Here is an 18345-nt window from a genome sequence, read left to right as displayed (position 1 = left end):
TTAAGAATTTTCGAGAATCGTATGTGTTTCACTGTTTAGTTATCAAGGTTCTTTGTTGTCGTCTCGCTGACGACTTGTTTACTTTATCACATTGTTTTGTTCTTGTCAACAACTTTTTTTCGTTTTTTTCAAAACTTTTCAAATTGTTTAATTTGTTTAGTCAGAAGAAACAATTCCCTGTGACAGCTCAGTTAGAATACCACTATAAACCAAATATGTCAACACCTTTTTTCACTTTTTTTATTTTTTTGTGTTATACTGATTAATGTCTCTTCAAAACACAGAGATCACATTACAATAATAATAGAAGAAAGAGGTTTCTATCTTGAAAGAACAATCACTATCTCATTCAACAGCAGACACAGCAAATCCTCTGGGATGTGCTCCTGTCGGAAGTCTGATTGCCAAATTTGCAATCCCTGCCATCATCAGTATGCTGGTCAACGCTCTCTATAATATAGTAGATCAGATTTTTATCGGTCAGGGTGTTGGTATGCTTGGCAATGCCGCAACCAATATTGCATTTCCTGTCACCACGATTTCTACCGCAGCGGCCTTACTCCTTGGAATCGGCGGCGCTTCCAACTACAATCTGGAAATGGGAGCCGGCAATGAACGCAAGGCAAGTCAGATTGCAGGAAGTGCTCTGACCACGCTTATCGTAATCGGTGTATCAATAACCATAGGCATTCTTCTGTTTCTCCATCCATTGCTTATCTTTTTTGGAGCAACAGATAATGTTATGCCATATGCCACCGATTATATCAGCATTATTGCTGTTGGACTTCCGTTTTTTACCTTATCCGTCGGAGGCAATCACCTGATTCGTGCGGACCGCAGTCCTACATATTCTATGATGTGTACTCTTACTGGTGCGATCATCAATACTATTCTTGATCCCTTATTTATTTTCGGTTTTAAATGGGGAATCAAGGGCGGAGCCTGGGCCACCGTCATCGGTCAGATGATTTCCGCATTTCTGGTCATACTTTATTTTGCAAAATTTCGCAACATGTATCTGGATCGCAGTATGCTGAAACCACAGCTGAAACTGCTAAAAGCAATTGTTTCCCTTGGTCTTGCCGCCTGCATCAACCAGATTGCAATCGCCGCTGTACAGATCGTCATGAATAATATTCTTCGCTACTACGGATCTGTTTCTGTTTATGGAAGCGATATTCCAATCGCCTGCGTAGGTATTGTTTCAAAAGTCAACATGGTTTTCCTGTCCATATGTATCGGAATCTCACAGGGATGTCAGCCAATTTGGGGCTTTAATTACGGAGCCAGAAAATTTGACCGTGTACGACAGACTTACCGTTATTCAGCAGCCACCTGTACAATTATAGCCACTGCATTCTTTCTCTGTTTCCAGTTTTTCCCCCACCACATCATAGGTATGTTCGGTGGTGGAAGTGATCTTTATTTTAAATTTGCCGAAAATTATCTGAGGATCTTTATGCTTCTTACCTTCGCAAATGGTATCCAGCCAATGTCCTCCAGCTTTTTTACTTCTATTGGAAAAGCAACCCTCGGTATCATTATGTCTCTGACCAGACAGGTTATTTTTCTCCTGCCGCTGGTTATTATCTTTCCAATGTTTATGGGAATTGACGGCATAATGTATGCAGGACCTATCGCAGATGCAGCCGCCTTTGTCCTTGCAGTTGTTTTTGCCCGCAGAGAACTTGGCGAAATGAAAAAAGCAGCATCCTGAGTTTAACCGCACCCGTCAAAGAGGCTGACCGCAATATCGCGGTCAGCCTCTTTTTATAATTGAATGCTTGTAACTATTCAGAAGGTAGTATCCCGCGAGGCGTTTTGGCATGTTTTTTGCCAAAATCTCGAGACATACAAGGCACTTTGATTGCTTCTGTATATTCTGTATCATATAATCCTGTAAAATTTCACAAAACTACAGTTTATATTCTTCTATTTCTGTTACTCTGTTTCTTTTCCGTTCCTTCCATATCATAAGATACAGTTTATAATCCAGCGAATCACGTGCAATGGTAAAAGGTTCTTCTCTCAGGATTTCTGCACGAATACCCTGCTTTTCTAATTCTGCCTGACGTTTCTTTACCTTTTCCAATGTCTTCTGGTACCTCTGCTCCACATCCTCCCCAAAAAAGCGTCTCGGATAACCGGCAGACGCCTGCCTTAGCCGTTCCGTCAGCAGATCCGCAATATTCCGGTGTTTCGTCCGATGCAGCATAAGCGCAAGTCTCTTCGCCCGGAATTTCGACGGATGTTTTCTATATATACTGAGCAGTTTTGCAAAAGAAACATCTCCGCATTCTGCCGCCAGTTCTTCCATCAGCTCAATAGCCTCTTTTGATACATCCCACGGGTTTTCACGCGGAACAATATATTTCTCCGGGACCGCCGGATAACAGCAGTAATTCAATGGTGGAAATTCTGTAAGCACTGCAAGCTTTTTTTCTTCATCTGTACAGTACTCCGCTCCCAGATAGTCATATTTATCTCTCAGAATCGCAAACCTGTATTCCAGCTGACGCAGATATTCATATCCTTCTACCCAGAAATGTCCTGTATATGCGTATTCATATAAATGAACTTCTAAATCCAGCGTTTCAAAAAACAGAGTTACGACCGTATCTCCCTGCCTTACCACCAGGACAAATTCTTCTCCCTGCTTGTTCAAAGACGCTTCCAGTTCTCCCTCATAATCCGCATGATATTCTCCTGTCATCCGGGCATCACGAAATACAAGAAAACTTTCCACTGCATCATTCATCAGATATACCAGACGTATATCCTGTCCCTGCGGCACTTCTCTTTTTGAAGTCAAATCTTCTTTTTGTATTTTTTCTGAAAAAATCAGTTCAAACTGGTCCTGTTCCAAAAGCTGTGCCAGTTTTTTTAGTGTATTTTCTGTCATTTTTTTATCCTAACTGATCTGCCACCTTACACGGCTTCCATTTTCATCCTTGCTTACGATCAACTGATCCTCTATCTCCTGCTTCAACTCCGTCACATGAGAAATGATTCCTATCAGTCTTGAACCTTCCGCCATCTCCTGAAGCACTTTTACCGCCTGGTTTCGCGAATGTTCATCCAGGGAACCAAAGCCTTCATCTATAAACATCATATCCAGATTGACTGCTGCTGAACTCTCCTGAATCTGATCTGCCATGCCAAGTGCAAGAGATAATGCCGCCATAAAGGATTCTCCTCCCGAAAGAGTCCTGACTTCCCTCTCTTTTCCTGTCACTGCAGAATATATCATCAGATCCAGGCCTCTGTTTTTGCCTTCGCCTGCTTTCTCAATATCGTACATTCTGAATTCAAACTGCCCGGCAGACATCTCCCCGAAACGCCGATTCGCCGCATACAAAATCCGCTCCAGATAATACCTTTGCACATAAGTTTCCAGATCCATACGTGCTCCGCTCACATTACCTGAGGCCATGCGGTAAAGTGCATCAATTCGTGCATGCTCCTCCAGAATTTCCGTCCGGTTCTTCAGTCTTCCAAGAAGAATATCCTGAACTTCTGCATTGCTGCTGAATTCCTGTCTGAGATTGTCATACCGTATCTTTACTGCCTGATACTTCTGTTCCGCTTCCTCTTTTTCCTGCTTCAGTTTCTTAAGATCCGGACGCACTTCCGTTCCTGCTGCCGCCTGAGCCGCTTCCTTTTGAGCCTGAGCCGCAGCCAGGTTTTCCCTGTACTGGTTCACAGCATCCTGGAATTCTTCTGCATCCTGCCGAGTATAAGTTTTGATTGTTTCCTGCCAGTTCTCTTCTGCCATTTTTTTGTTTTTCAGGATAAGCCTGTAATCTCCTTGTGTCTGCTCAGCATGTTCTTTCTGTTTTGGAATTTCCTTCATGTAACGCTGAATCAGTGCTTCTGTCTGTTTCTTTTCACTGACAGCTTTTTCTAAAGTTTTGGAGGCTTTCTGATACTGTTTTTCTGCCTTGTCTCGGAGTTTTCCTGCTTCTGTCAGGACATTCTCTGCTTCTCTCTCTGACTCAAATTCCACAGAATTCTTTAATTCTGTCAGAACAGCCTCACATGCTGCAGATTCTTCTGCCAGTTTCTTGCTTTCTTTTTGGCTTTCATCCAGTTTATCCCGGAGATTTTTCTTTTTGTCCTCAGAATCCTGAAGATTTCTTCGGATTTCTGACATCCGCTCAACCTCCGTCCGGCGTCTGAGAAGTTCTTTTTCTATCTCCTGGTTCCAGGCTTCTATCGTCTCTTTCATCTCCGGTATTCTGGCATCCTCCAAAAGTGAAGGGATATTCCTGCGTATATGCTCCTTAAGCTTTTTGACAGCCTCCAGATACGTGTCTTTTCTTGTGTCAAACTCAGCCTTTACAGCCTTCGCATTTCCGGCTGCCTGTTCCTGTTTTTCACGCAGTTTATCCACATCTTCACTCATTTTTTTGAGGTTTTCTCTGGAGATATCCACATCTTCCCCACTCTTTTTGTGCGGATGCGGATGCTCTGTAGAACCGCATACCGGACATGGCTTCCCGGGCTTCAGTTCATCTGCAAGAAAACCCGCCTGCTCATCCAGAAAATGCTGCCTCTTCTCCTCATATTCACTGTTCAGTGCCAGATAGCCGTCCCTTGCCTGTATGTAAATTTCTCTGCACTTCAAAGCCCGTTTCCTGCATGCTTCTGCCTGTTTTCCAAGAGATTCTGCATCCTTAAGTTCCTGCTCGAGCACCTGTTCTTCCTGTTTTTTTGTCTCTGCCAGAACCAGTTTCTTTTCAGACTCAGCCAGTTCTTCACTCTGTTTCTTCCATATCTGTTCCTTTTCTTCTAATTCATCCAGTTCCTTCTGCAGATCTGCTCCGGCCTGTTCTGCCTGTCTGCATACACCCTTATAATGTGCTGCTTTCCCTTTCTGTGTTCTGATCTTCTCAAAAATCTCACAGGATCTTTTAACTTTTTCCTCTGTTTTCGTATACTTCTGCTGCTCTATATCACGCGCAGCTTTTGTTTCTGCCTCTTCTCTTCTTGCTTTTTCCAGCATTTCTGTCAATAGTGGAAGCTGTCTCTGATGTTCTTCCAGTGTCTTTTCCATTTCCAGAACTGCCTTTTTTGCATCATCTGCACGAATGTGTTTTTCGTTGATTTCATAGGCATCCCGAATCTGCGTGATCAGGAAAAACTTTTTATCTATCTTGGATTGCATATCCTGATATTCTTTTATCTTTTGTTCTGCTGCATCAAGCTGGATAAACCAGTTCAAAATCCCCTCTGCTTTTGTGACGGCATCACGTTTTTCATCACGATTCTTTTCTGCTTTAATGCATTCCTGTTCCATTTCACAGGTGCAGTCTTTCAGCCATATGCACAGTGCTCTCAGACTCTCGAGAAGCTCATTCAGCCCGGAGATCTGACCTGCTTCTACCAGTTCTTTGCAGGTTCTGAGCTGATCTGCATCCTCATATTCCTCCGATATCCGAATGCGCCCTGCGTCCCCCTGACACTGCGTTTTCAGAATTGCGATCTCTCGGTCTTTTTCTCTCTTCCTGTTCCCAAGTTCATTCACGATTTCCTGATACATTTCCGTGTTAAAAAGCTTCCGAAATATCACTTTTTTGTCATCTGACTTTGCTCTCAGAAGATCCATGAATTCACCCTGTGCTATCATTGCAACCTGCATAAACTGACCTTTTGTAAGACCCGTGATCTCCTGCAGTTTCCTGTCTGTTTCCTTAGACGGATATTCTGTACCGTCCGGCATGACAAGACTTACAGATCCTGTTACTTCTCTCTGTTTTCCCTTTGCCGCACCCCGGGTGATCGTCTTCAGGTGTCTTGGGATCCGTCGAACGGTATAAATTTCCCGCTCCTCATCTCTTCCCTCTGCAAAGGTCAGTTCCACAAAAGGCTCCTCCGCAAAATCAACATACTGACTCTGCAGAACAACTCCTTCTTTTTTGTTTGACGAGGAACTTGCCTCTCCATATAATGCAAACACGATCGCGTCAAAAATCGTTGTTTTTCCTGCTCCTGTATCCCCTGTGATCAGAAACAGATTCTGATTTACTTTCTCAAAGTCGATAACCGTTTCTTTACCATATGAACCAAACGCCTGCATTTTTAATCTCAAAGGCTTCATCTATTTCACCCCCTGAACTGTATGAATCACATCCTGCAAGATCTCTTTTTCCTTCTCATCCATATTTTTCAGAAATGAACAGCACAGTTCATATGGATTCATCAGGGTCTCTGATTTTAATGCTCTTGCATAGTCTGCCTTTCTCTGATTTTCTCTTCGGATCTCCAGCAGATTCGGAAATGCCAGACGAATTCTTTCCTGCATATCGATCACATCCAGATCTTTTTTATCCGTCAGGATCACCGTCACATAATCCTGACTTTTCTCTGCCAGAATCTCTTCCAGTTCCCCTTTTATCACCCGCACCTGATGCAAAGGATATAGCGGAAGTACAGTCGTTTCGACCTCTCCCTTCACCCCCATTTCGATCATAATAATGCCTTTTTGCTGCTGTGCTTCACTCACAGAACAGGCAAGGGGCGTTCCGCAATAACGCCAGTTTTCATTTCCAAGCTTCATCGGTTTATGGATATGGCCCAGTGCCGCATAATCAAAAATCTCCAGCACATCTGCGGATACTTCATCAATATTTCCAACGGTACGGATCTCTGAATCCATCCGTTCTATTTCTTCCACTTTCTTTCCAACAGGCAGATAAAACTGATGGCTGACAAGCACATTTCTTTCATCCTGATTGATGTTTTCCCGTCCGATCAGTCTGTGCAGTGTTTCATTATAAGAAAGATTATTTCCATTTTCATCTGTTCCCACCACCTGTTTCACCATGGATGGTTTTACAAAAGGAAGCAGATAAAAATTCACTTTTCCATACTTATCTTCCAGCGTAACCTTTTCGATAGATTCACCTTCCGTTCGCGGCGGCTGTCCGATCATGTGCACTTTCTGCCTGGAAAGCACCTTTCGGAAACAATCCACTCTCGGTGCACTGTCATGATTTCCGCTGATCATCATAATCACCGCAGACGGCACGGCTTCTGTCAGTTCCCCAAGAAACCGGTCAAAAATCTCAACTGCCTCTGCTGACGGAACCGCCTTATCATAAATGTCCCCTGCGATCACAATGGCATCCGGTTTTTCTTGGGCTGCCGCCTCAACAACTTCCGCCAAAATATATTCCTGATCTTCACGAAGATCCCTGTTCATCAACTTCAGTCCAATATGCAAATCTGACAAATGAAAAAATCTCATATTTGTTTTCCCTTTCCAGCGATGCTGCTCACTTTGTTTCCTTTTTCTATCATATCATCTCAGCACTTTTGCCGCATCTTTTTCTTTTCGTTATTTATCGGTCTTTGTTTATCTTGTATTTTTCATTTCTTCTTTTATCTTTTGCACAAATCAGAGGCTTTAAAATAGCAAGAAAAAAGTTCCTGACAAAATGCCGGGAACTTTTTTCTGTCTTGCTTTTTATTTTCTCCTTTTCAGTATCCTTGTCTGCAGCGGAGCCATGACTTCGCTCTCGGTTCCATAGAGCAGTTCATACTCTGCCGGAACAGCAACCGTCTGTGGTTTGCGTGCATAGTTCTGGATGAAGAGGTATTCGGTATCTTCGCTCTCTCTTACCGTTACGGAAACGCCTTCCGGAATGAATTCAACTGGTGATTTCAGGCCGGCTTCTGCTGCTGCTCTGCCGTAGAAGTCCTGATAGAATCCAAGTTCCATATCCGCGCATACATAATATACGTGGCCTTTACCAAATGCTTTGTGTGTCAGCACCGGGTATCCCTGATAGAAGTCCTCGCCGTAGCGCATCAGTACTTCTGCATCGGAAACTTCAACCAGTTCGCAAAGGTTTTTGCAGGTATATACATTGCTGATCTTAAGATGGTTTCCGGTTTCCGGAATTGCATGGTTTTCTTCCCAGTTATAGAGAGCATCGATCTCTGCGCTGCGGATTCCTGTTACGTCCATCAATCCATATGGCGTTCCGTCAAGGAAGCACTTGTCTGTTCCGTCTACCAGTCCGGACCAGTAAGAAAGCACCAGAGTTCCACCATTTTCTACATAGGTGCGGAGTTTTTCCTCGTATCCGTCTTTAAACATATATGCCATCGGAGCTGCCAGAACTTTGTAGTCTGCAAGGTCATGTTCCATTGCGATAACGTCAACATTCAGACCCTGTTCTCTCAGTGCACGATAGTTCTTCTGTACATTTTCACGATAATGCATATCTACATTTCTCGGTCCCTGCACATCCGCGATCGCCCAGTCGTTTTCACGGTCATAGAGAACAGCTGCCTGTGATCTCATAGTGGTTCCAACCGTCTCCTGGATCTGTTCCAGAACTTCTCCGACTTCTGTTACTTCGCGGAAAACACGGGTATCATCTTTGCCATAATGGTCGATCACTGCACCGTGGAATTTCTCGGAAGCACCCTGGCTCTGGCGGAGCTGGAAATACAGCACGCTGTCAGAACCGTGAGCAACTGCCTGCAAAGATCCTGCCAGAAGCATTCCCGGTTTCTTAAGTTTATTGATCGGTTTCCAGTTCGTCGCAGATGGACAGGATTCCATAAGAAGGAACGGTGCTTTCTTGATGCTGCGCATCAGATCGTGCTGCATTGCCGCATCAACAGCTGTGATATATTCCTCTTTTTTGTGCCATCCCGGATAATTGTCCCAGGATACAATATCCAGAACATCCTTGAATTTCTTGTAATCCAGACCGTCATAATCATACATCAGGTTTGCGGTTACAGGAAGTTCAGAACCACCCGCACGGATCGCATCGACCTCATTCTTGATAAAGTCAATCGTCTGATCGGTGACAAAACGTTTCCAGTCAAGCTTCAGTGCATGAAGTTCATTTTCCCCTTTTGTGGACGGGCTTTCAATCTGGTTAAAGCTGTTGTAAATATGACTCCAGAATGTGGTACACCAGCTCTTGTTGAGGTTTTCGATCGTGCCGTATTTCTCTTTCAGCCATTCACGGAACTTTGCCTGGCACAGCGGGCAGTGACATTCTCCACCGAACTCATTTGAGATGTGCCACAACATAACCGCCGGATGTTTGCCGAATCTCTCGGCTAATTTCTTATCGATCGCATGGACTTTTTCTCTGTATACCGGAGAGGTAAAGCAGTGATTATGTCTGCCTCCGAAGAATCTTCTGGTTCTGTCCGGATCCATACGAAGGACTTCTTCGTACTTGTCTGCCATCCATTTTGGTCTTGCTCCTGACGGAGTTGCAAGAATGGTATAAATCCCCTCTTTATAGAGATTATTGATAATTTCTTCCAGCCAGTCGAAGTTATATTTTCCCTCTTCCGGTTCAAGAACAGCCCAGGAAAAAATCCCTACCGATACAGTGTTGATATGTGCTTTTTTGAAATATTCGATGTCTTTCTGAAGGATATCCGGGCGGTCAAGCCACTGCTCCGGGTTATAATCTCCACCATGAAGGTAACGTCCGTATTTCATCTGTTTCGCCATGTTGTCTCCTCTTAAAGTCCTTTAAATACAAAGGAAAATTCCATCTTTTTATCGGTTTCCAGTAAATATTCTTCGTGTGTGCGTGCTCCCCAGCTGTCATCTCCACCGATTCCCATCTGGTCTTTTGCAACACGTACAACAGTGTAATGAACCTCCGGAAGTTCGTATGGATGCATTGCATTTTCCATCTCATGCGGAGTGTATGGAAGTGCTGAGAACATCATTGGACCATTGTTCTCATCCATCTCAAAGAGCATTCCTCTTCCCTTGCGGTCAGTTACTTTTGCCCAGCGCACTTCTTCTTTTGCACCACATTCCTGCGGAACCATATATCTTGCAATATTGTCTGCGACTTTGTTTGCATAGATGCCAAGTTTTGCTCCTTTTTTACGGTCAGAATAGGTCTCTGCCTCTCCAAGTCCGTACCATTCCACACGGTCATAATCTGCATTAAATTTAAAGATCACACCAAATTCCGGCATGTCGCCAAGCTCTTTGACCGGGTCATAAGTAAGGGTTGTCTTTACTCTTCCATCACCGAACACTTCATAAGAAATACTGCATTCACTGAGCGGGGTTGTCGGCATAAGATAGGTGTATGTTACTTTCACTGTCTTTTCATTTACTTCTACCTTCGGCATATTTCCCGGTCCGTATGGTCCCTTGCGGAAGTCTTTGTGGCTCAGATACATGCTGGCAAGTTTCCACTGTCCGTAGCGCATTCCCATAAGGTTTCCACAGTCGTTGTCTGTTGGTGCACGCCAGAAGTTTGGTTTCGGAATCGCTTCGATCATCTCTTTTCCGGCATATTTATAAGATACCAGTCCGCCGTTTAATACAGAGAAAAGCACTTCAAAATGTGCGCCTCTGACACCGATATTGTGTGTACTGCGAATCACTTCCACACCTTCCGGGCAGACCTTTTTCGGTTCTTCCACCTTGTATACATACTGTCCAAAAGCCACCTCATGTCCTGCTTCTGCCCATACTTTATCTTCTTTCAGATGGAAGGAGACTGTCACTGCATATTCGCCTGGTTTCTCTTCTTTTGCAAGAGGAAGTGCATAAACTTCTTCACTTAACGGTGCAACTGCTGTCGCAAGAGACGCTTTACGGATCACTTTACCATTCTTTGCAACTGTCACTTTGCAGTCAAACATATCTGTATTTACAAACAGATTTTTGTTGATGACTTTTACGCTGTCTGCACTGACTTCTGCAGTGATGTTCTGATAGTTAAATTTGACTTCCTGCATCTTCGGAGAAGCATCTCTGTTTCCGCCATATGCGATACCATTTCCACTGAAATTGTAGTCTGTCGGACGTTCTCCGAAGTCACCGCCGTATGCCTGAAATTCTTTGCCGTATCGGTCTTTTTTGTAGATAGACTGATCAATATAATCCCAGATAAATCCACCCTGATACTTCGGTTCTGTATCGGTCAGATCTGTATATTTGTGCATTGCACCACAGGAATTTCCCATTGCATGTGTATATTCACAGCAGACAAACGGTTTGGAGTCGTCCTTTGCAAGGAACTCTTTGATTGCTTCTACAGACGGATACATCTGACTTTCCATATCACTGGTATCGTTGTATCTGCGGTCATGGCAGACTCCTTCATAGTGGACCAGGCGGGTTGGGTCTGCCTTATGGAAGAACTGTGACATTTCAAAAATATCCTTTCCTCCAAAGGACTCATTTCCGCAGGACCAGATCAGGATCGCTGCATGATTCTTATCTCTCTGATACATGGAGTTTGCACGGTCAAGCATCATATCCAGCCATTCCGGTTTGTCATGAGGAACGACATAGGTATAGTCTTTTGTAAACTCTGCTGTGTCCCAGGAACCATGAGATTCCAGATTTGTCTCATCGATCATATAGATTCCATACTCATCGCAGAGTTCATAGATCAAAGATGCATCCGGATAATGGCAGGTACGGATCGCATTGATATTGTTCTGCTTCATGATCTTAAGGTCTTTGCGAAGCTCTTCTTCGGAAACATGACGTCCGCTCACAGAACTGAATTCATGACGGTTGACACCCTTGAATACGATACGTTTTCCATTCAGTGTCATGATGCCGTCTTTCATCTCGAATCGTCTGAATCCAACTTTCTGCGGAATCACTTCCTGAAGTTCTCCGGCCTCGTTATAAATCTCCAGATTCAGGTCGTAAAGCTGCGGATTCTCTGCACTCCAGAGTATCGGATTTTCCACTTTCCATGAATAAAGCTCTTCTCCATCGAGTGCTTTTTCATCTTCGACTACAGTCTCTCCATCTTTGGAAAGAACGATTTTTACTGTACCTTTACCCCAGGTATTTGTTCTGATCTCAAGTGCCGCTGCACCTAAAGTTTCATCCGGGATTGCACGGATCTGAAGATCATAAACATGAACTTCCGGTACTGTATAAAGATAAACATCTCTGTAAATTCCGGAGAAACGGAAGAAGTCCTGATCCTCACACCAGCTGCTTGCTGTCCATTTGAACACCTGTGCTGCAAGTTTGTTCTCACCTTCTTTTACATACTCGGTCAGTTCAAATTCTGATGGTGTAAAAGAATCTTCGCTGTATCCGACAAAGTGTCCGTTGAGCCATAATGCAATGCCGCTCTCTGCTCCCTGAAAAGAGATAAAGAGACGTTTTCCCTGCATCTCTTCCGGCACTTCAAAGTATTTCACATAGCTTGCAACCGGGTTAAAATGCTCCGGAATCTCTCCCGGATGGATGTCTTCGTGACCTTCCCACGGATACTGTACGTTGGCATACTGTGGTGCATCATATCCTTCCATCTGGATATGTGCCGGCACGCGGATATCGTCCCAGTCCTTGCAGCAATAGTCTTCTTTTTCGAATCCCGGAATCGCACTTCCATAGTTACGGGCATAGTGGAATTTCCAGATTCCGTTGAGGTCATAACGGAAGGAAGTTTCTTTTTCCTTCGCTTCCTCTCCATCTCTGTAATATGTGTGGTCAGAATGTGCATCCATTCTTCCATCTTTGAAATACTGTGGATTCTTTACTAAAGAATAATCAAAAGTTTTCATTCTTATCCTCCTGTTATTGGATTTTGCAAAAAAAGGATGCCGCATAATCTGTACGGGACATATTATGCAATATACCCACTGGACCACGCAGCATCCTTTTTTAGTTCATTGTTGTAATCTCTCCCGAATTACTCCATTGCTTCGCAATTTCCGTAATTCTGTAAATATTCGAAATCCGCTGATTTACTTAACCGCTCCGGTAATACCTTCTGCGAACTGTTTCTGCAGTACGAAGAATACGATCATAGTCGGAATGGAACAGAACAATACGCCGCACATCAGCATACCATAGTCTGTTACATAACCTGTGATCAGGTTGGCGATCAACATTGGCATTGTCATCGCCTTGTTATCAGTCATGATTACCTTCGGCCACAGGTAAGAGTTCCATGCATTCATAAAGGTAATAACTGCTGCAGCTGCATATGTAGATTTCATAGTAGGAATGAACATCTGGAAGAAGATTCTTACTTCGCTTAGTCCATCGATACGAGCTGCCTCGATAATATCTACAGGGAAGGATCTTGCGTTCTGACGGAACATCATGATCATAAACGGTGTAGAAATGATCGGAAGGATAAAACCAACTGCTGTATTCAGAAGTCCTGCTTTGGAGAACATCTTGAATAACGGAACCATGGTAGCAACCTGAGGAACCATCATTGCCAGAAGCAGAACGGAGAACAGTCTGTCTTTTGCCTTATCATGATAAACTTCGAAACCATATCCTGCGATAGAGCAGATCAGCAGACAGATCACGGTTGTGAGGATCGCATAAAAGAAAGAGTTTCCAAGTGCTCTCCACAGTGGCTGCTGAGCTGTCAGATTATGGAAGTTTTCCATAAAGTAGCTTCCCGGAATAATTCGTCCACGAGATACATCTGTTGATGTATTTGTTGCAGCTGAGATCATCCAGTATAACGGGAATACCGAAATAAATGACACGATGATCAGAAAAATATAGGTAGGAATCAATCTTCTCTGAATTGCTGATTTGTTTTTCTTAGTCACGTGTATCACCTACTTTCAAGTTGATAAATGCAAGTACGGCTACCATAATGAATATAAGGAATGACATTGCTGATGCATATCCAAAATTCGGTACGTTGATAAAACATGTATTGTAAACATAATGGGACATTGTGATCGTTGAGTTCGCCGGACCACCTTTTGTCAGGTTGACAGACTCATCAAACAGCTGCAGTGTACCATTGATAGACATAATAAATGTCATGATAATTGTCGGTTTCAGAAGCGGAACAGTAATCTTCCAGAAAGTCTTCCAGCCGTTGGCACCATCAATCTTTGCTGCCTCATATACAGAATATTCAATATTCTGAAGGCCGGCAAGATAGAATACCATGTTGTATCCTGTCCATCTCCAGATCAGGGCCAGGATGATAACAACCTTGGCACTGGCGGAATTTCCCAGGAAGTTATAGCCGGTAGATAAGATTCCAAGTTTGATCAGAATACTGTTGATCAGACCATCTGTAGCAAACATGGAACGGAAGATCAGTGAGTAGGAAACCAGAGATGTTGCACATGGAAGGAATACACATGTACGGAAAAATCCCTTGAATCTCAGGTCTTTATTGTTAAGAAGCTGTGCAAGTAAGATTGCAAGTACCAGCATGATCGGCACCTGAATGATCAGATACAGAAAGGTATTGGCGATTGACTGCTGGAATACCTTATCAGCCATAATACGTTTATAGTTACTGAAGATCGGTTCTGCGAACCGCATATTTGCTCCGGCACCTGTCTGTAAAGAAATGATAAATGCACGGATCATAGGATAAAAACTCATGATAGCGATCATCAGTGTTGCCGGTAACAGGAATATCCATCCGGCAGCTCTCTGTTTTGCTATCAATGTCATGCCTTTTTTCTTGGAATTCACAGGAACTCCCCCTTTCGAAGCTCAGTTTTGACGCACGACGGAGGACTGCAAGCAGTCCCCCGCCTTCATTAGCTGCAATTTGTGTTTACTTTTAGTCCTGATCAGATTACTCTGTCATCTTGAATGCAAGTGTATCCTGTGCTTCCTGAAGAGCATCCTCTACAGATGCACCATTTACGATATTAATAACTGCTGTGTTGACACATTCTCTTGATTCATAGTGGTACGGTGTTTTTGTGAACTCCGGAATATGAGAAGAGTATTCTACAATTGTTGAGAAGATTGGCTGTCCACCGAAGAATTCATTTGGCTCATTGTAAACTTCAGACTCACCAGCCGGCAGATAACAGGAGATTGCACCTGATGCCGGAAGGATTGCATCATAGAAGTCTGTGCTGGAACCAAAGGTACTTGCAAGGAAGTCTTCTGCGAGTTCTACGTTCTTGCAGTTGGATGTGATATACCAGGAAGATCCACCATTGTTTGCATAGTTTGTAGCGCTCTCTACATCGTCAACTTTCGGCATTGTTGTAATCTGCCACAGACCCTTCTGGTCTTCTGTAGACATCAGAGTAGCTGTGATCCAGTTACCATTTACGATACCAGCAGCCTCGCCGCCTGTAATTGTTGAGATATATTCATCCCAGTTGTTTACCAGTTTAACAACATCATTTTTAACAAGATCTACATAAAGATTGATGCATTTTTCTGCAATCTCATTTCCAACGATATAAGCCTCGCCATCTTCGTTTACGAAGTTAGCTCCACAGGACTGCATCATCATCATCAGAGTATCGCCGCCTGTAGCTTCGCTTGTAAGGAGGTATTTACCTGTTTTTTCATGAAGGTCTTTACCGATTTCCATGAACTTGGACCATGTGATGTCTGTCAGGTCATCCAGTGTGTATCCTGCTTCTTCAAGGACATCTGTACGATAGCATGCAATAACAGCACCGTTATCAAACGGAACACCGTAATGTGTGTCATCTACCATGGAATAGGACTGTTTCAGTTTTCCGAAATCATCCCAGTTAATATCCATATCTTTCAGATCTGTGAAAGCATCCGGATAGCTCTTCAGGTATTTCTGGAAGCTGTTGTCCTGCATAAGAACGATGTCCGGAAGTGTGCTGTAGTCACCTGCATTAGCTGCTGTTGTCAGTTTGGTCTGGCAGTCATCAGAAGATGTCTCAATAACATCTACTGCAAATCCATCATGATCTTTTGCATACTGCTCACCAGCCATCTGCATGGATTTGATGTTGAAGTTCTGGTCCCATGCCCATACGGTTAATGTGTTGTCATCGTCTGCTGCATAAACAGATGTAGCAGTTCCCGCGAAAGATGCTGCCATAATACCGGTCATCAGCACTGCAAGTAATTTTTTCTTCATATTACATTTCCTCCTTTTATTAAGCGTATTCTTTATTCTCCGAATTGCTTATGAATCGATTATAGCATCCGATTCAATAGGATAGTTTGCATAACCGTACACATAATGTGCATTTTCGACCATTTTGTATATTTCGCACTATTCATATGCTTCATTTTTGAGTTTTTTGTCTGTTTTTCGTATTTTCTCATTTTTTGTCGTACTTTTTCAATAAAAAAATCTTCTCTTTTTGCCAGATTGCACATATTCATGCGGCTCAAGAGAAGACTTTGTTTCTATTTCATAAATTTAGCATTCATTTTTTGTACATATTTTACATATTTTATGGGCTTTTATGCAAAATAGACTTTTTGCGGATGCTGCATCTTTATGGTATGCAGCATTTCCTCCGTCAGATCAAGAAGAAGCTTTATTTTATTCCCATCTTCGGTGACGATCATCGTGTAATACGGAACGTCATCATCATAAGATGTGTAATCATATTTTTTTATTTTTTCTGTTCCGCCGTTTTTCTTATATCTGGCAACACTTTCATGCCAGTGAGGTGCCGTCACCTCCATATTTCGAAGTTCCAGAACATGAGCTGTTTTGCGGTATTTTTTGCCATAGATCACATCGATCGTAAGCACATCATTCTCAAGCGTATACTCATAATCCTTCCTGCTGAAAACATCATAAACAAAATAAAGTCCCGCCAGAAGAAAACCTGCCAGCATGAAGGACTGCGAAATCGTGATTCCAAGCACCACGAAGAACACAGCAAAAATAACCATTACTTTTCGCAGAATTCCCGACATGCTCTTTTTCTTCCGGGATACCTGCTCCACTATCTTATAATTGTACATAATTCTCTCTCTTTCTGTCTTTTTCATGTATCGTAACTGTTCAGTCCTCACACAGTCGCGGAACACTTTACCATCCCTTTTCGGAATGAATATTGAAATTCAAAAGCTGCTGCTCATAATTCTCCGGCCGTTTCCTCCATTCAACCGGAGTAACTCCCATTAAATGCTTGAAATTTCGATTAAATGTCGAATTCGTCGTAAATCCACATTTATGTGCAATGTCCGCAACCGGTTCATCCGTTTTCTTCAGAAGCTCACAGGCTGTCTGGATCCGCACAGTATTAACATATTCCAGAGGACTTACCTTCATATAAGATGTAAAAACTCTTCGAAAATGTGTCTCACTGATATGACAGTACTTCGCCAGATCTTCTACTCGAATATCCTCCATATAATAATAGGAAACATAATCCAATGCCCGTGTGATCATATTTGTAACTTTTCCTGTTTCTTCTTCCACCCTGTCTTCTTCGGATTGTCTGTTCATTCTTGCAATTTCTGCCAGGAGCGCACCAAGTACTCCTTTCGCTTCCTCCAGGTAAAACTCCTCTCCGTTTCTCATAATATTTAGGATCTCAAGAACTTTGGCCGCAATAGACGGATACTCTTCCTCCTGAAAGAATAACGCCCTGGAATATATGCGCTGGATCATTTTTTCTGCTTTGACCGGACTGTCCAGGATTTTTTTCATAAATCCTTCCACATCTATAAACAGGTATTCCCATTTACTCACTGTTCCAACATCACTGTTTGTCGTGTGTGCATAGTTTGGTGGAATAACCGTAAATTCTCCTCCGTTAAAAAACACCTTATCTTCTCCCAGGATCATATGTCCCTGACCTCCATAACAATATCCTATTTCCAGATAATTATGAAAATGAAGATAATTCACACCTCTCCCATAGGTCTGAACCCATTTCTGTCCAAGAAGTGCCAGAATAGGACTTCCCTCTGACATCTGGTAATATCGAAACTCTATCTTCGGTTTTTTTCTTTTTTTTGCCATTTACTCACCCCGTTTCAGATGTTTACTCATTATTGTACTATAGAATCTCCAACAAAAAAAGATTACCTTTTACAAATTCGGTAATCTTTTTCTGTCGCTTATCCAGGATTATTATTTATTTTTGCTGACCAGCTCTCCGATCACATAACACAGTGCTGCAACAACCATACCATTGATAGATGCAATTCCCCATGTGACCACATTTGCCACGACTGCTCCAAGAACGACACCTGCAACTGCAAACCAGTTGACTGTTACGATCTTAAAGGTATTTGTATCGTAAGCTTTCTTGTTCATAAAATAAGAAACTACCAGAATAATACCAACCGGCGGCAGTGTACAGTTCAGGATGTTCAGCCATCCACAGAAGTTGTAGTACAGCCATACAGAAAGCAGTGTTCCGATGACACCGGAGATCAGAACCATCGGTTTCTTTCTCTTATTGAAAATATTTGCAAGACCAAGACCTGCTGTATACAAAGCATTGTCATTTGTTGTCCAGATATTCAGTCCCAGAACCAGGATCGCAAGATAGAACAGGTTCAGACGAATCATTACGTGAATTAAAACTCTATCCTCACACGACTAAAGTCGCGTGCTTCCAGACGCTTTAGGCGTCAGACTAAATATCGGCGGATACGCCTGTAAC

Annotated in this window: 12 protein-coding genes; 1 reads left to right on the top strand and 11 read right to left on the bottom strand. The window is 43.0% G+C overall.

The annotated features are described in order from the left end of the window. Positions 1-325 precede the first annotated feature (325 nt). On the top strand, positions 326-1717 hold the full coding sequence (locus LIR34_RS16655; RefSeq protein WP_330603740.1) for an MATE family efflux transporter: 1392 nt from the start codon (positions 326-328) through the stop codon (positions 1715-1717). A 198-nt stretch (positions 1718-1915) separates the two neighbouring features. On the opposite strand, the gene LIR34_RS16650 is transcribed toward LIR34_RS16655, so the two are convergent. The 11 genes from LIR34_RS16650 to LIR34_RS16600 form a co-directional block, all read right to left on the bottom strand. After that, positions 1916-2902 carry a DUF3878 family protein gene (locus LIR34_RS16650; RefSeq protein ID WP_173903330.1) on the bottom strand — a complete coding sequence of 329 codons (987 nt, stop codon included), beginning with the start codon at positions 2900-2902 and terminating at the stop codon, positions 1916-1918. Between the two features lie 9 nt (positions 2903-2911). Next, positions 2912-6100 carry an AAA family ATPase gene (locus tag LIR34_RS16645; protein ID WP_173903329.1) on the bottom strand — a complete coding sequence of 1063 codons (3189 nt, stop codon included), beginning with the start codon at positions 6098-6100 and terminating at the stop codon, positions 2912-2914. Continuing rightward, complete coding sequence (locus tag LIR34_RS16640) at positions 6101-7249, bottom strand: exonuclease SbcCD subunit D (protein ID WP_173903328.1); 1149 nt, start codon at positions 7247-7249, stop codon at positions 6101-6103. Between the two features lie 219 nt (positions 7250-7468). After that, positions 7469-9493, bottom strand: a complete 2025-nt coding sequence (locus tag LIR34_RS16635) for a beta-galactosidase (protein WP_173903327.1) — start codon at positions 9491-9493, stop codon at positions 7469-7471. Between the two features lie 11 nt (positions 9494-9504). Beyond that, the gene (locus tag LIR34_RS16630) at positions 9505-12549 is read right to left on the bottom strand and encodes a glycoside hydrolase family 2 TIM barrel-domain containing protein (RefSeq protein WP_173903326.1); all 3045 of its coding nucleotides are present in this window, start codon (positions 12547-12549) and stop codon (positions 9505-9507) included. A 183-nt stretch (positions 12550-12732) separates the two neighbouring features. Beyond that, the gene (locus tag LIR34_RS16625) at positions 12733-13560 is read right to left on the bottom strand and encodes a carbohydrate ABC transporter permease (RefSeq protein WP_173903325.1); all 828 of its coding nucleotides are present in this window, start codon (positions 13558-13560) and stop codon (positions 12733-12735) included. Continuing rightward, positions 13553-14452: a carbohydrate ABC transporter permease gene (locus LIR34_RS16620; RefSeq protein ID WP_161284790.1), complete on the bottom strand. Its 900-nt coding sequence runs from the start codon at positions 14450-14452 to the stop codon at positions 13553-13555. The genes LIR34_RS16625 and LIR34_RS16620 overlap by 8 nt, the downstream gene beginning before the upstream one ends. A gap of 106 nt (positions 14453-14558) precedes the next feature. Further along, positions 14559-15845 carry an ABC transporter substrate-binding protein gene (locus LIR34_RS16615; protein WP_173903324.1) on the bottom strand — a complete coding sequence of 429 codons (1287 nt, stop codon included), beginning with the start codon at positions 15843-15845 and terminating at the stop codon, positions 14559-14561. A gap of 332 nt (positions 15846-16177) precedes the next feature. Further along, the gene (locus LIR34_RS16610) at positions 16178-16690 is read right to left on the bottom strand and encodes a hypothetical protein (protein WP_173903323.1); all 513 of its coding nucleotides are present in this window, start codon (positions 16688-16690) and stop codon (positions 16178-16180) included. A 67-nt stretch (positions 16691-16757) separates the two neighbouring features. After that, positions 16758-17696 carry an AraC family transcriptional regulator gene (locus LIR34_RS16605; protein ID WP_173903322.1) on the bottom strand — a complete coding sequence of 313 codons (939 nt, stop codon included), beginning with the start codon at positions 17694-17696 and terminating at the stop codon, positions 16758-16760. Positions 17697-17807: 111 nt separating this feature from the next. After that, a complete protein-coding gene (locus LIR34_RS16600; RefSeq protein ID WP_244092359.1) occupies positions 17808-18251 on the bottom strand; it encodes a cytosine permease in 444 nt (147 codons plus the stop codon). Positions 18252-18345 lie beyond the last annotated feature (94 nt).

The organism is Blautia sp. MSK17_66, from assembly GCF_020538025.1.
Lineage (GTDB): Bacteria > Bacillota > Clostridia > Lachnospirales > Lachnospiraceae > Blautia_A.
Note: the sequence above shows the minus strand (reverse complement) of the source record. Positions and strands in the feature narration are given on the sequence as shown.

Excerpts from the sequence above, each read along its gene's own strand:
- LIR34_RS16650 (WP_173903330.1), bottom strand. The coding sequence starts at position 2,902 with ATGACAGAAAATACACTAAAAAAACTGGCACAGCTTTTGGAACAGGAC.
- LIR34_RS16645 (WP_173903329.1), bottom strand. The coding sequence starts at position 6,100 with ATGAAGCCTTTGAGATTAAAAATGCAGGCGTTTGGTTCATATGGTAAA.
- LIR34_RS16640 (WP_173903328.1), bottom strand. The coding sequence starts at position 7,249 with ATGAGATTTTTTCATTTGTCAGATTTGCATATTGGACTGAAGTTGATG.
- LIR34_RS16635 (WP_173903327.1), bottom strand. The coding sequence starts at position 9,493 with ATGGCGAAACAGATGAAATACGGACGTTACCTTCATGGTGGAGATTAT.
- LIR34_RS16630 (WP_173903326.1), bottom strand. The coding sequence starts at position 12,549 with ATGAAAACTTTTGATTATTCTTTAGTAAAGAATCCACAGTATTTCAAA.
- LIR34_RS16615 (WP_173903324.1), bottom strand. The coding sequence starts at position 15,845 with ATGAAGAAAAAATTACTTGCAGTGCTGATGACCGGTATTATGGCAGCA.
- LIR34_RS16610 (WP_173903323.1), bottom strand. The coding sequence starts at position 16,690 with ATGTACAATTATAAGATAGTGGAGCAGGTATCCCGGAAGAAAAAGAGC.
- LIR34_RS16605 (WP_173903322.1), bottom strand. The coding sequence starts at position 17,696 with ATGGCAAAAAAAAGAAAAAAACCGAAGATAGAGTTTCGATATTACCAG.
- LIR34_RS16600 (WP_244092359.1), bottom strand. The coding sequence starts at position 18,251 with ATGATTCGTCTGAACCTGTTCTATCTTGCGATCCTGGTTCTGGGACTG.